This window comes from Myroides albus, from assembly GCF_024722315.1.
GTDB classification, from domain to species: domain Bacteria; phylum Bacteroidota; class Bacteroidia; order Flavobacteriales; family Flavobacteriaceae; genus Flavobacterium; species Flavobacterium album_A.
Genome location: NZ_CP102754.1, coordinates 3,166,213 through 3,179,658 on the forward strand (window position 1 = coordinate 3,166,213; position 13,446 = coordinate 3,179,658).

General features: G+C 35.6%; 9 protein-coding genes. 7 read left to right on the forward strand and 2 right to left on the reverse strand.

The genetic code is table 11. From position 1 onward, the window contains the following. The first annotated feature begins 46 nt into the window (after positions 1–46). Positions 47–1,990 carry a DUF3857 domain-containing protein gene (locus NWE55_RS14100; protein WP_155091667.1) on the forward strand — a complete coding sequence of 648 codons (1,944 nt, stop codon included), beginning with the start codon at positions 47–49 and terminating at the stop codon, positions 1,988–1,990. An 86-nt stretch (positions 1,991–2,076) separates the two neighbouring features. On the opposite strand, the gene NWE55_RS14105 is transcribed toward NWE55_RS14100, so the two are convergent. Further along, the gene (locus NWE55_RS14105; protein ID WP_155091668.1) at positions 2,077–2,457 is read right to left on the reverse strand and encodes a Rid family detoxifying hydrolase; all 381 of its coding nucleotides are present in this window, start codon (positions 2,455–2,457) and stop codon (positions 2,077–2,079) included. A 24-nt stretch (positions 2,458–2,481) separates the two neighbouring features. Continuing rightward, a complete protein-coding gene (locus tag NWE55_RS14110; RefSeq protein ID WP_258204283.1) occupies positions 2,482–5,208 on the reverse strand; it encodes a putative LPS assembly protein LptD in 2,727 nt (908 codons plus the stop codon). 124 nt (positions 5,209–5,332) lie between these two features. Between NWE55_RS14110 and NWE55_RS14115 the strand changes: the two genes are divergently transcribed. The 6 genes from NWE55_RS14115 (at position 5,333) to NWE55_RS14140 (ending at position 13,167) form a co-directional block, all read left to right on the forward strand. Next, positions 5,333–6,460 (forward strand): N-acetylmuramoyl-L-alanine amidase family protein, encoded by a 1,128-nt coding sequence (locus NWE55_RS14115; protein ID WP_155091670.1) that lies wholly within the window; start codon positions 5,333–5,335, stop codon positions 6,458–6,460. Between the two features lie 56 nt (positions 6,461–6,516). Continuing rightward, the gene (locus NWE55_RS14120; protein WP_160339903.1) at positions 6,517–7,488 is read left to right on the forward strand and encodes an MlaD family protein; all 972 of its coding nucleotides are present in this window, start codon (positions 6,517–6,519) and stop codon (positions 7,486–7,488) included. Between the two features lie 48 nt (positions 7,489–7,536). After that, on the forward strand, positions 7,537–8,862 hold the full coding sequence (locus NWE55_RS14125) for a 4Fe-4S dicluster domain-containing protein (protein WP_160339902.1): 1,326 nt from the start codon (positions 7,537–7,539) through the stop codon (positions 8,860–8,862). Positions 8,863–8,919: 57 nt separating this feature from the next. Further along, complete coding sequence (locus tag NWE55_RS14130) at positions 8,920–9,711, forward strand: (Fe-S)-binding protein (RefSeq protein WP_160339901.1); 792 nt, start codon at positions 8,920–8,922, stop codon at positions 9,709–9,711. Between the two features lie 4 nt (positions 9,712–9,715). Next, on the forward strand, positions 9,716–10,201 hold the full coding sequence (locus NWE55_RS14135; protein WP_155091674.1) for an ABC transporter ATPase: 486 nt from the start codon (positions 9,716–9,718) through the stop codon (positions 10,199–10,201). A gap of 86 nt (positions 10,202–10,287) precedes the next feature. After that, entirely contained in the window at positions 10,288–13,167 is a 2,880-nt protein-coding gene (locus NWE55_RS14140) for a serine hydrolase domain-containing protein (RefSeq protein WP_258204284.1), read from the forward strand. Positions 13,168–13,446: the final 279 nt, after the last annotated feature.

Below are 13,446 nucleotides of genomic sequence, written 5' to 3' on the forward strand. Positions count from 1 at the left end.
TTTGTAAATTTGGTTTTTACAGCTTATAAATAATTAAATCGTATATATGAAAAAGATACTATTGTTCGTTTTCTTATTGGGGTATAGTGCTGTTTTCTCTCAAGAGTTTGAGTTTGAAAAAGCCGACTTCACTGAAGTTTCTAAATCTGATATAGAGGCACTTTCCGATGAAGGTGGTTTATTGTTATATGACCAAAAAGTAGAGTTAAAAGTTGGTGGGTTGAATGATATGGTAACCAGCTTTAACTTAGTTCACTATCAACAATATGTGGCAAGTGACTCGAGTGCGGCAGCTTTTCAGAAGGTACTAGCGCGTGATCCAAAAGACGAGCATACGGTAAAGCAGAAATTGCGTATAATCAAACCTAATGGACAGGTAGTTAATTTTAGCAATGATAGCATTAAAGAATTTACCAATGAACAAGCGGGATTTGTCATTCACTACTTTGATGTAGAAGGCATGGAGAAGGGGAGTGTAGTTGAATATGTTGGCATTTGGTCGGAAGATGGTGTTATCGATGGTGTGGATGTTAAATTGCAAAGTGATGTACCGGTTATAAAGAGTAAGTTTGAACTGATCTATCCTGATAACATTATTATTAAGATGAAAGCCTATAATGGGCTTAATACTCCTGTGTATAATGAAGAAGCCTACAATGGAAAGTCTTCATATGTAGTTGAGCACAATAATCTTGAAGCAATGATATCAAATGATGAGTATACTAATCTTATAAAGAACATCAAATTTCTTCGTTATAAAGTAGATGGTATTTACGGTGGAGTAGAGAAAGATTTCTTTAACTACAAGTTTTTCGTTGATGATTTCTTAGCTAAACGCAATCGTCCACTTAGCAATCAAGAGTTAAGCGTAGCTAACGATTTTTATAAGAAAGTAAGGAAATCGGATAACCTTATGTTGAGCTTGAGAAATATTGAGTTTGCTATTAAATCGAGTGTGGTAATTTCTCCAGAGGAATTAAAAACTTTAGACAGGGTAATTTCGGAGCATACAGGGCATTTAACTGATGTTTTAAGGCTTTATGATGTGATGTTTAAGAATCTTGGGGTAAAGTATGAATTAGTTCTTACAACAAAGAAAAATCAACAAGTATATGATGCGAGTTTTCCAACGCGTTTAAACTTTACAGATGCTTTGTTTTACTTTCCAAGTTTAGATGCATATATGGATCCATTCTCTTACGAGTATTTTATCCCGCTTTCCAATACTGCTTATCACCATAATCAAGGTTTATTTGTTACAACAAGAGAGTTTGCTGGAATGGAAACGATAGCTTATGACAATAAACAATTAAGCTTGAATACTTTTGAAACAAAAGACGTTTTTAAGGCAGAAGTAGATTTGAGAAATTTGAATCAAGTTAGCGTAAAAACGCAACATAGTATATCAGGAGAAAGAGGTATTGATTTCCAAAAGTACTTTTTGTTACTCAATTCTAATACCATAGCTGATTTTAAAAATTTCCTTGCTAAAGCATATTCTAATGATGCGACTGATTTTAATATAGATGTAAAGAATACCTCTTTTGATGATTATGCTATAAAGCCATTTGTCTTTAATGTGAATTACAAAGCAGATCACTTGTTTGAGCAAACAGAAGGTGCTTATATTTTTAAAGTTGGGAAGTTAATTGGCGATCAAGTTAGGCTTGAAGCAGAAGAAGAACGACTCTGGCCAATTGAATTAACTACAGCTGTTGATTATAAACGCACAATTACAGTCCAACTACCAAAAGGGTATAAGGTTGAAAACTTAAAAGATTTGAATATTCACGAGAAATTGAAAGTTGATGGAAAGATTGTAGGGGAGTTTAAATCGAGTTATAAAGTAAAAGACGATATTTTGAGTATTGATTGTATAGAAATCTATGATTTTGTAGAGATTGATAAAAAGTACTGGCAAGAGTATCGTACTGTGATCAATGCTGCAGCTGTGTTTAACGATGTGAAATTAAAATTTACAGCGAAGTAAATTATATCGAAAAAGCTTCGGTTAACAACAATAAAAAAGCCAATGTGAATCACATTGGCTTTTTTTATATATTTTAAAATGTCAAATTACTTCGAAGCAATCATTGAGATTTCAACATTAACACCTCTTGGTAATTTTACCACTTGAATACATTCTCTTGCAGGAGCAGTAGCCGCAGTAAAGTAACTTCCATAAATTTCATTTACCTTAGAAAAATCATTCATATCAGTTAAAAAAATAGTTGCTTTTACCACATTTTCGAAAGTCATATTTGAAGCAGCTAAAATAGCTTCCAAATTGAATAAGACTTGCTTAGTTTCGTCCTCTATTCCCGTTGTAACCAGCGTTTCTGTAGCTTGGTTAAAAGGGATTTGACCAGAGATAAACAATAAATCACCAACCATTACAGAGTGATTGTATGGTCCAATAGGTGCAGGTGCTTTATCTGAGTTTATTATTTTTTTCATGAGTTTATCTTTTTTAATATCCAATTATCTATATCTCTTATCTGGAGCTTTTCGTTTCTCCCATTTCACGTCACTTAACATAGATGAGCGAATTCCGATAAAGAATCCCCAACTTGTGTAGCTTCCAATAGGAACCCAGCTAAAGTCCATACGCCAACTCAGTAGGTCTCTTTCGAATCGAAGTTGAGTGAAGGTAACTCCTTTTTGCACGAAGTCATAACCACTGGAGAATCCAACTTTCCACTTAGGTGTTAAATCAATATTTCCAGATACCATGACCGAGTTGTTGACAATTTCGTTCTGTCTTTGAGCATTGCTGTAGGTCAATGAGTAGGCAAAGGTTAAGTCCCATGGTAATTTTGCATTAAAGAAACCGGCAAAAGGATCGTCGCCTTTGTCATTGTCGTTGTTGAACATACTCTGTCTGTTGTCTCCTAACTCCATTGTGCGTCCAAACAAATCATCTCCACGTCCACCATTGTCAATAGAGTTTTGGTTTTTATTGTCTGCAGATCCTCCAAACCAAGGGTCGTTGCTTGACATCGACCAGTTTACAGTCATATTAGCACTTGTAAGTCTAAATAAACTACCTCCGTTATCAATATTGAATTTATCAATACGTCTGTTGTTGTTATCCAGAGCATACGGGTCTAAAGTGGCATTGAAGTTAATTTGCATTTTATCTTTAAAAATGGCAGTCCCAGCGCTCACGCGTACAGGTGACCATTTTAATGAATCTGCGGACATATTATAACTTGTAGAAAAATTCAAACTATTTAAAAGCATAACTTTTTTAGGCTCTCCTTTTTCGTTTTCGTCATCTCTCATTTTAGCCTCAAATGTGTTGCTCAAGTTGAAGTTTAACATATTTGAGTTCTGTCTACCAGGTGCGCCAAATAGCCCTCCTTGGAATCTGGTGTAGTCTTGCATGGTTTGACCAGTGGCATCGATGGCGTAAGTGTCGTAGTACTGCTCAAAACTCGGTGTGTATGAGTATCCAACACTTGGACGCATTACGTGTCTAATAGCTTGGATTCTTCCGTCTTTGTTAAAGTTGAAAGTACCGTAAATGGTTGTACCAATATTCGTGTTGAAGTTATAAGTTCTAAAGCTATCAAAGCCATTAACACGCACATCTTCTACTTTGTTTGTCTGAGGGTTATACTCTTTTTTTATCGTATTCATATACCACACCTCGTTGTAGGTTGCACCAGCTGTAACCGAGAAGTATTTGAATAATTTAAAGTTGGTAGAAATAGGAATACTGTGTTGGAATCCGGTATTTAAACTGTCAAACATTTCTTGTTTAAAGAAATTGTCCTCGTGAATTCTCACTCTGTTTTCCCCTCTAACGTTATATGAAAAGTTCAAGTTCTTGATAATTCCCTTTTTTGCACCGTATTTTGGAGCAAATGGGAAGACACGGTCTACACTAACGTTTAAGGTAGGTAGTGTCATATTAACTTGTTTTGTATTTGTTGATTGTGAGTGCGTTGCAGTCAAAGACATGTTAACTTGTGGGACACTCTCAAATGTTTTAGAATAACTAATAGATGAGCTCATTGTATTGTTTAACGAAGCTCCAACGTTATAGGTGTTGTTTGTCTGTCTAAAGTATTGACTACTACCCATGTTTACCGATGCAGAGAATCTCGAATTTGGATTAGCTTTTGCATCTTGAGTGTGATTCCACTGTATATTGTAAAGTTTAGACGACATATAATCAGGAAGTCCACGTTCACTAAAGATATTGTTTTCATAGCGAACTAAAACGCGTCCATTGTATTTGTATCTCTTGGCATATTGGCTATTACCTCTTAATCCCCAACTACCATTGGTATAGTAATCTCCTTGTAGGGTTAAGTCTAAATTGTCGCTAACAGCAAAATAGTATCCTCCATTTTGAAGGTAGTATCCTTGTTGATTGGTATCTCCCACACTTGGGATGATAAATCCAGATGCAGCTTTTTCACTCATAGGGAAAAAGGCAAAAGGAAGTCCCAGTGGAGTAGGTACATCAGCAATAACCATATTGGTAGGACCTGTAACTACTTTCTTACCTGGTACTAACTTAATTTTCTTACTCTTAAAGTAATATTCTGGATTGCCTAAGTCTTTTGCAGTTGTGAAGATAACATCAGCCATAAAGTAGGTAGAGTCATTCTCCTTCTTTGTTACTTCAGCTTTGATGTTAAATTCTCCTTGTGATGTTCTCGATTGAAAAACTAAAGCTTTATGTGTTTTTGTATTATAGCGGATAGAATCTGGCTCTACCACTTGTCCTGCTTGCGTAAAAATAGGATATTGTGAAAGAACACCTAAGCTATCTTTGATCCCTCCAGCATAGATTTCGCTTTTATCGTAGTTGAATACGATTTTACCTGCTTTTAGGTTAAAGTCTTGGTAATTTATCTCGGCCTCGTCATAAAGTGTGATTTCATGACTTCTTTGGTCAAGTTTCTCGTAACCTTTCGCTTTTCTATCAACGATGTTTTCTAAAAAAGACTTAGGTTTTTGTTCTGCCGTATTTTTATTGTTTGGCAAAGAATCTTTTGTAATTTGAGTTGAATCCTTCGCTATAGGTAATAGCTTAGGTACTATAGTATCTTTGTTCGAAGCTATAGTGTCACTCAAATTGTTGTTTGGTATTACAGTGCGTTTCTTTCCAAACTCTTGTGCAGTAACATGGTAAGATGAAAATGCACTGTATAGAAATAAAACTAAAACGATATTGAAAATATTTGTTCGCAAATCTATTATATATGCTATTTTTGTAAAAGCTTGATTCGTTAATTTTAGCGTGTCAAACTTACATATATTTTTTCTGAAAAATGTAATTTAATTCAAATTATAAGTAATAATAAAGAACTTTTTTATGAAATACAGTCACTCAAAACTGTTTACTTTACTGACCTTGTTATTTTTATCAGTGAGCGTGTTGGCGCAAAGCAATTCGAAATTCAGAGTTGTACTTGATCCGGGTCATGGAGGAAAGGACTCGGGAACAAATCACGGTAAGAATGTCGAAAAGGATATCGTATTAGCAGTTGCCTTAGAGGTGGGGAAGATACTTAAGAAGGAAAGTGATATCGAAGTTGTATATACCCGTGATTCGGATGTATTTGTCGCTGTGAAGGAGCGTTCGGTTATGGCAAATAATTCTAATGGTAATGTATTTGTCTCTATTCACTGTAATGGTGTGAATAGCAATGCAGCTTACGGTACTGAAACCTATGTAATGGGTTTGAGTAAGAATAAGTCAAATTTGGATGTTGCCAAGACAGAGAACTCGGTAATTATGTTGGAGGATGATTATAAAACACAATATGCAGGGTTTGATCCTAAGTCGCCAGAATCTATTATTGGGTTGACATTGATACAGGAGGATTATATTCACCAGAGTATTGATTTAGCCAGTCGTGTTCAAGATAGCTTTACCAATGATTTAAAGAGAAAGAATAGAGGGGTTAAGCAAGGGCCGTTTTGGGTATTGCATGGCGCTTTTATGCCGAGTGTATTAATCGAACTTGGCTTTGTCTCTAATAAGGAAGAAGGAGCCTATTTGTCTTCTAAAAAAGGGCAGAAAGAATTAGCTGAATCTATCGCTACAGGGATTATACAGTATAAGAAAGCTTATTACTCTAATGGTGTTTCTTCGTCGGTAACCGTAAAAGAGAATCAGTCTAAAGAAGTGAAAAAGACTACACCAGCGAAAGAGAAAAAAACGGTAACTGTTACCAAAGTTTCTAAGGGAGTAGTTTTTAAAGTACAGATTGCTGCAAGTACACGCGTATTAGCTCTAAAACCACAGAATTTTAAGGGGTTAAAGAATGTGACAATGATTAAGTCAGGGAACTTAAATAAGTATTACTACTCTGAAACATCGAGTTATGACGAAGCTGAAAAGCTGTTAAAAGAAGCTAAAGATAAGGGGCATAGTAGCTCTTTTATAGTACCTTTTAAAAATGGTAAAATCATCACTCTTGAAGAAGCGCTAAAATAATATTGAACGCTTTGAAAATAAAAGTTTATTTTTGCCACTTATAAAATAAGAAAATTTTGAAAATATCTAGAGAAATTAAAACGGCTATATTAGTATTAGGTGCCATTGCTTTATTTATATGGGGATACTCTTTCTTGAAAGGAAAAAATGTATTCGATAACAGTACTAAGTATTACGTAGAATATGAGAATGTTGAAGGAATTACCACATCATCTAATGTTACCATAAACGGGTTAGTTGTAGGAAAGGTATCTAAGATTTCCATTGATCAAAACTCAGGTAAATTGGTTGTAGAACTTTTAATGACCAATCCTATTCAAATTTCTAAATCCAGCACTGCTGCTATTTATTCTCCAAGTCTTATAGGAGGAAAGGCAATTGCTATAAATCCAAAGTTTGGCGATACAGACTACGCTCAAAAGAATGACTATCTAAAAGGAGAAGTTGTACCAGAGATGACAGATAAGTTATTAGGTGAAATAGAACCTTTGAAAGCAAAAGTAGAGTTGGTCTTAGAAAATGCAAATCAAATGCTTGTTGCTGTAAACAGTATTATGGATGAGCAAATGCAAGCAAACTTAAAACAATCTGTTGTTGAATTGCAAGGTACTTTGGCTGGAGCAAACCGCATGTTAGCTACTGCTGGACCTCAGTTAGATGGTACGATGAAGAATATGAATAAGATGAGTTCTAACTTTGCAGATTTATCTACAGAGCTTAATTCTTTGGATATTCAATCTACCTTTAGTAAATTAGACAATGCAACAGGAAATATCGACAAATTATTAGCAGACATTCAATCAGGAAAAGGTTCTGTTGGAATGTTGCTTAAAGACGAGCAATTGTACAAAAACTTAGAAGGAGCTTCGAAAGAATTGGAACAATTAATGCGCGATTTGAAAGAAAATCCTAAACGATACGTACACTTCTCTTTGTTCGGTAAGAAAGCGACACCTTATCAAGCGACTGAAGAAGTGAAAGAAAATCAAGACAATCAAACAAACGAAAGCCAAGCAAACAATAACTAAATTAAACAATTAAAAAACTAACAATTTACTGAAACAATTATTACCATTATGCAGTATTTAGGCCAAGTATTATTTTTATTATTATTGGTTGCTGGATTTGGATTCTTTATTAAAAACATAAAGAAACTAATACGCAACATTAAGTTGGGTCGAGATATAAACCGTTCAGACAATCCGAAAGAGAGATGGCGCAATATGATTCGCGTAGCCTTAGGGCAGTCCAAAATGGTGAAAAGACCAATCCCAGCTATCTTACATATTTTTGTCTACGCAGGTTTCGTTATTATTAATATCGAAATGTTAGAAATCATCGTAGATGGTTTGTTTGGAACCCATAGAGCATTCAAATTCTTAGGAGGTACATATGATGTATTGATTGGAATATTTGAAATACTTGCTTTCCTTGTTATTTTTGGGGTAGTAGTATTTTGGATTCGCAGAAATATTATCAAGTTGAAGCGTTTTAATCAACCAGAAATGGAGGGATGGGCAAAGAGAGATGCTAACAATATTATTTATATTGAAAGTGTTTTAATGTGCTTTTTCTTAATTATGAATGCGGCTGACTATTATTTGCAAACGCAAAATTACGGTCACTATGTACAGGCTGGATCATTTCCAATTTCTGGATTTATCGCTCCTTTATTTGAAGGTATGAATAACGAAACGGTTGCATTTGTAGATCGTTTTGCTTGGTGGGCACATATAATAGGAGTGATGTTCTTTATGAACTATCTATACTACTCGAAACACCTTCATATCTTCCTTGCTTTCCCTAATACGTATTTTGCCAATTTAAAACCACAAGGTGAGTTTAACAACTTAGAGTCGGTGAAAAATGAGGTGAAACTTATGATGGATCCAAACGCTGATCCTTTTGCTGCTCCTGCTGAACCACAAGGTGAACCAGAGAAATTTGGTGCACAAGATGTAATGGATTTAAACTGGGTACAGCTGTTGAATGCATATTCTTGTACGGAGTGTGGTAGATGTACTTCATCATGTCCACAAAATACGACAGGTAAAAAACTATCTCCTCGTAAAATTATGATGTCTACACGAGATCGTCTTGAAGACGTGAGTAAGATATTAGACGCTAATGGAGGTAAGTTTGTAGATGACGGAAAAACTTTATTAAACGACTATATTACTGCTGAAGAATTGTGGGCTTGTAACACGTGTAATGCATGTGTTGAGGAATGTCCGATTGATATTAGTCCGTTGTCTATCATTATGGATATGAGACGCTTTTTAGTTATGGAGCAAAGTGCTGCGCCAATTGAGTTGAACAATATGATGCAAAATATTGAAAACAATGGTGCTCCTTGGCAATATAACCAGATGGATCGCTTAAACTGGAAAGACGAAAATTAATCAACTAACAATTATAATCAGTCTATCAACTGATTGTTACAATATACAGCAAATATTATGTCACAAAATTTAGTAGTGCCTACAATGGCTGAAATGATGGCTCGTGGAGAAACTCCTGAAGTACTATTCTGGGTAGGATGTTCAGGTAGTTTTGATGATAGAGCTAAGAAGATAACAAAAGCATTTGTCAAAATATTAAATAAAGCGAATGTATCATTCGCTGTTTTGGGAACAGAAGAAGGTTGTACAGGAGATCCTGCAAAAAGAGCAGGTAATGAGTTTGCTTTTCAAATGCAAGCTATGATGAATATCCAAGTACTTGACGGATATGAAGTAAAGAAGATTGTTACTGCTTGTCCTCACTGTTTTAATACGCTTAAAAATGAATATCCTGATTTAGGAGGGAAATACGAAGTTGTTCACCATACAGAGTTTCTTAAATCATTGCTTGATGAGGGAAGATTAACTATTGAAGGTGGGCAGTTCAAAGGAAAGAGAATCACGTTTCACGATCCTTGTTATTTGGGACGTGCAAACCAAGTATACGAAGCACCACGTCAGTTAATTGAGAAGTTAGATGCAGAACTTGTAGAGATGAAGCGCTCAAGAGCTAATGGTTTTTGTTGTGGAGCAGGTGGAGCACAGCTCTTCAAAGAGCCTGAGCACGGAGACAAAGAGGTACACGTTGAACGTACAGAAGAAGCTATCGGGACTAATGCTGAAATTATCGCAGCAGGTTGTCCTTTCTGCAATACCATGTTAACTGATGGAGTGAAATTCAAAGAAAAAGAAAGCCAAGTGAAAGTATTAGACGTGGCTGAATTAATTGCGAACGCAGAAGATTTATAACATTATGTACACTCCAATAGATCAAATGCCAGATCATTCTCGAATCTGGATATATCAATCAAATCGCAAATTCTCGGATGAAGAAGTCCAAGAAATTGAAAAAACACTACAAGCTTTTGTAGAGGAATGGGTGGCTCATGCTACTCCTTTGACTGCTTCTTTTGAAGTAAAATACAATCGCTTTATTATCTTGGCTGTTGATCAAGATATGCACGCTGCTTCTGGATGCTCTATTGATGCTTCAGTGCGCGTAATTCAAGAGTTTGAAGCAAAGTATAATGTGGATTTATTAGATAAAATGAATGTTACATATAAGACAGGAGATTTTATCGCATTTAAAACATTAATTGAATTTAAACAATTAGTTAAGTCAAAAGCTGTATCTGCTAACACAATCGTTTTTAATAACTTAGTTAACGACCTTGGAGAATACAGAGAATTTTGGGAGGTTCCAGCGAGCGAAAGTTGGCACAGTCGCTTTTTTAAGTAAATAGTATTTTTTAAATTTACAAATATCAAAGAATCATCGTCAATCTTTTTGATGATGATTTTTTTTATGAGCAAATAAAACGACTAATGAAAAAATTAACACTGTTAGCACTGCTGTTCTCGACGTTAGGCTGGGGGCAGTCAAAGGATTATTCCTATCAAAAAACACAATGGGTAGATAGCGTTTACAATACTTTGAGTTTGGAAGAGCGCATTGGACAACTCTTTATGGTTGCCGCTTACTCTAATCGTAATGAATCTCATGTACAAAGTCTTGAATCACTGGTAGAGAATCAACATATTGGAGGTTTGATTTTCTTTCAAGGTGGTCCTGTAAGACAAGCCAAGATGAATAATCGTCTACAGAGTTTAAGCAAATTGCCTATGCTTGTTGGTATTGATGGGGAATGGGGATTAAGTATGCGTTTAGACTCAACTTATAAGTTTCCCTACAATATGACTTTGGGTGCTGTCCAAGATATGGATCTTATTTACAAAGTGGGGAAGGCTATGGCGATACAGGCAAAGCGCTTAGGTATGCAGTTTAATTTTGGTCCTACAGTGGACATTAATACCAATTCAAAGAATCCTATCATTGGCGTTCGCTCTTTTGGTGAAACACGAGATATCGTGACTGATCGTGCCATTGCTTTTACAGAAGGGTATCAAAGTGAGGATGTATTTGCTACAGCTAAGCATTTTCCAGGACATGGTGATACTTCTGTGGATTCACACCACAAGCTTCCTGTCGTTAACTTTGATAAAAACCGCTTACACAAAGTTGAACTTTATCCTTATCGCAAACTGATAGAACACAACCTTAGCAGTGTGATGGTTGCTCATTTGAATCTTCCCGCTTTAGAACCTGACGACAATATTCCAAGTTCTCTGTCTTATAATGTGGTAACTAAGTTGTTAAGAGAGGAAATGGGTTTTGAAGGGTTAATCTTTACAGACGCTTTAAATATGAAGGCAGCGTCGAACTATGCAAAGCCAGGAGAAGTTGATTTAGCCGCTTTCAAAGCAGGTAATGATTTGTTGCTTTTCTCAGAGAATGTTCCTGTTGCACTTGATTTAATCAAACAAGCTTATGAAAAAGGGGAGATCACTGAGGAGCGTTTGGCTTATTCTGTAAAGAAAGTATTGAGTTATAAGTTTAAATCACATCAAACTTCTTATACTCCTATTGAATTGGATAATTTAGTAGAGGATCTAAATGCAAGTCAGTACGACGATTTAAATTACGAGTTGTATAACGAGGCAATGACGGTTATCAAAAATGATCATCGTTTACTCCCATTAAGAGAATTAGAAAAACAAAAGATTGCTTACCTTAAAATTGGAGATGACAAGGGGAGTGATTTTCTTGATTACTTAAATAAATTTGCGGAAGTCAAAGAAATTACCAAAGAAAATTTACATGACCTCAGTTTTTATACTACTGTAATTATCGGTTATCACAAGGTAGATAATCCTTGGAGAAACCACGATTTTTCTGCAGAAGAAAAGCAGTTAATTCAAACTGTTGCTTCTAAGAAAAAGACGGTATTGGTTTCTTTTGCTAAGGCGTATGCCCTTAGTGGAATTACAAATACGGAGAATATCAATAGTATCGTTGTAGGGTATCAAAATAACATATTTGCAAATAGGGCAGCAGCAGAAGTAATCTTTGGCTCTATTGGAGCAAAAGGAGAGCTTCCAGTAACGATTAGTTCAAAATATGAAGTAGGTACAGGAATAAAAACAAAAGCGCTTAAACGCCTTGGTTTTTCAACTCCTGCTAATCAAGGAATGGATGCCACTACATTGGCTAAAATAGACAGTATTGCTAATTATGCTATAGATAAAGAATTGACACCAGGACTTCAAGTGGTGGTGACAAGACATGGAAATGTGGTTTATCAAAAGTCTTTTGGCCACCATACTTATCAAAAAGACATTGCTGTTAAGGACACTGATTTGTACGACTTGGCATCTCTGACTAAGATATTGGGTTCTTTGCCTGTACTTATTAAAATGTATGATGATGGGAAATTGCACATGGACTCAAAGTTAGGTGATTTAGTTCCTGCTTTTAAGGGGACAGATAAGGCTAATATAACCTTTAGAGCTCTGATGACTCATCAGTCTGGCCTTCCAGCGTGGATTCCCTTCTACAAAAGTACATTAGATGAAAATGGCAAACCTGATTTGACTATTTACAACTACTTTGTAACGGCGGGATTCCCTGTGCAAGTCTCAGAAAATTTATTTATTAGAAAGAATTACGATGCTGAGATTTTAAGACAAATTGCCGAGTCTAAGTTAAGTCCTAAAGCCAATTATAAATACAGTGATTTAGGCTTTATTGCTTTAAAAAGTTTTATTGAGCGCAAATATGAGGAACCTTTGGACCAGGTTGTAACTTCTGAGTTCTATGCCAAGATGGGAGCGAATAGATTAACTTACCTTCCTCTGAGAAGATTTGATTTAAGTGAAATACCACCAACCGAAGAAGATAGTTATTATCGCTATACAACAGTACAAGGTTATGTACATGACATGGGAGCTGCGATGCAAGGAGGAGTAGCTGGGCATGCTGGATTGTTTGGTACAGCATTGGATGTAGCTAAGATGATGCAAATGTATTTGAACCAAGGAGAGTATGGAGGAGAGCGTTTTTTCTCAGAAGAGACTTTTCACGAGTTTAATGATTGTGTATATTGTTCAAAGGGAAATCGCAGAGGAATTGGTTTTGACAAGCCTCAAGAAGCAGGTAAACCTGGCCCTACATGTGGCTGTGTGTCTATGACGAGTTTTGGCCATACTGGATTTACAGGTACGATGACTTGGGCTGATCCAGAAAAAGACCTGGTTTACGTTTTCTTGTCTAATAGAACTTATCCAGATAGCAATGTCAACAAGCTGTCTAAAGAGAACATCAGGGAGAAAATACAAGAGATAATCTATCAATCTATTGTTGAATAGTTTGTATGAATTGAAATATCAAATGAAATAATCTGCAAAGAGGCTAAAAGTGACTGCTTTTAGCCTCTTTCTATTTGGTTTAGTATTTAACTTAAAGACAATGAAGTAAGCCTATATGGGGTAAGATGTCTTTTTCTGATTTTGACCAGGTTTGTTTATGTTAAATTAAGCCCTTCATGTATGGTATTTTGAATTGCCTAAATCACTGTTTGACTGTTAAAAAAGGTATACACGTAAAAAGTAGAAAGTTAAAACGAACGAACTTTTAAATATTAGAAT

Coding starts and splice junctions, on each gene's coding strand:
- NWE55_RS14100 (WP_155091667.1), top strand. CDS start 47: ATGAAAAAGATACTATTGTTCGTTTTCTTATTGGGGTATAGTGCTGTT.
- NWE55_RS14105 (WP_155091668.1), bottom strand. CDS start 2,457: ATGAAAAAAATAATAAACTCAGATAAAGCACCTGCACCTATTGGACCA.
- NWE55_RS14115 (WP_155091670.1), top strand. CDS start 5,333: ATGAAATACAGTCACTCAAAACTGTTTACTTTACTGACCTTGTTATTT.
- NWE55_RS14125 (WP_160339902.1), top strand. CDS start 7,537: ATGCAGTATTTAGGCCAAGTATTATTTTTATTATTATTGGTTGCTGGA.
- NWE55_RS14130 (WP_160339901.1), top strand. CDS start 8,920: ATGTCACAAAATTTAGTAGTGCCTACAATGGCTGAAATGATGGCTCGT.
- NWE55_RS14135 (WP_155091674.1), top strand. CDS start 9,716: ATGTACACTCCAATAGATCAAATGCCAGATCATTCTCGAATCTGGATA.
- NWE55_RS14140 (WP_258204284.1), top strand. CDS start 10,288: ATGAAAAAATTAACACTGTTAGCACTGCTGTTCTCGACGTTAGGCTGG.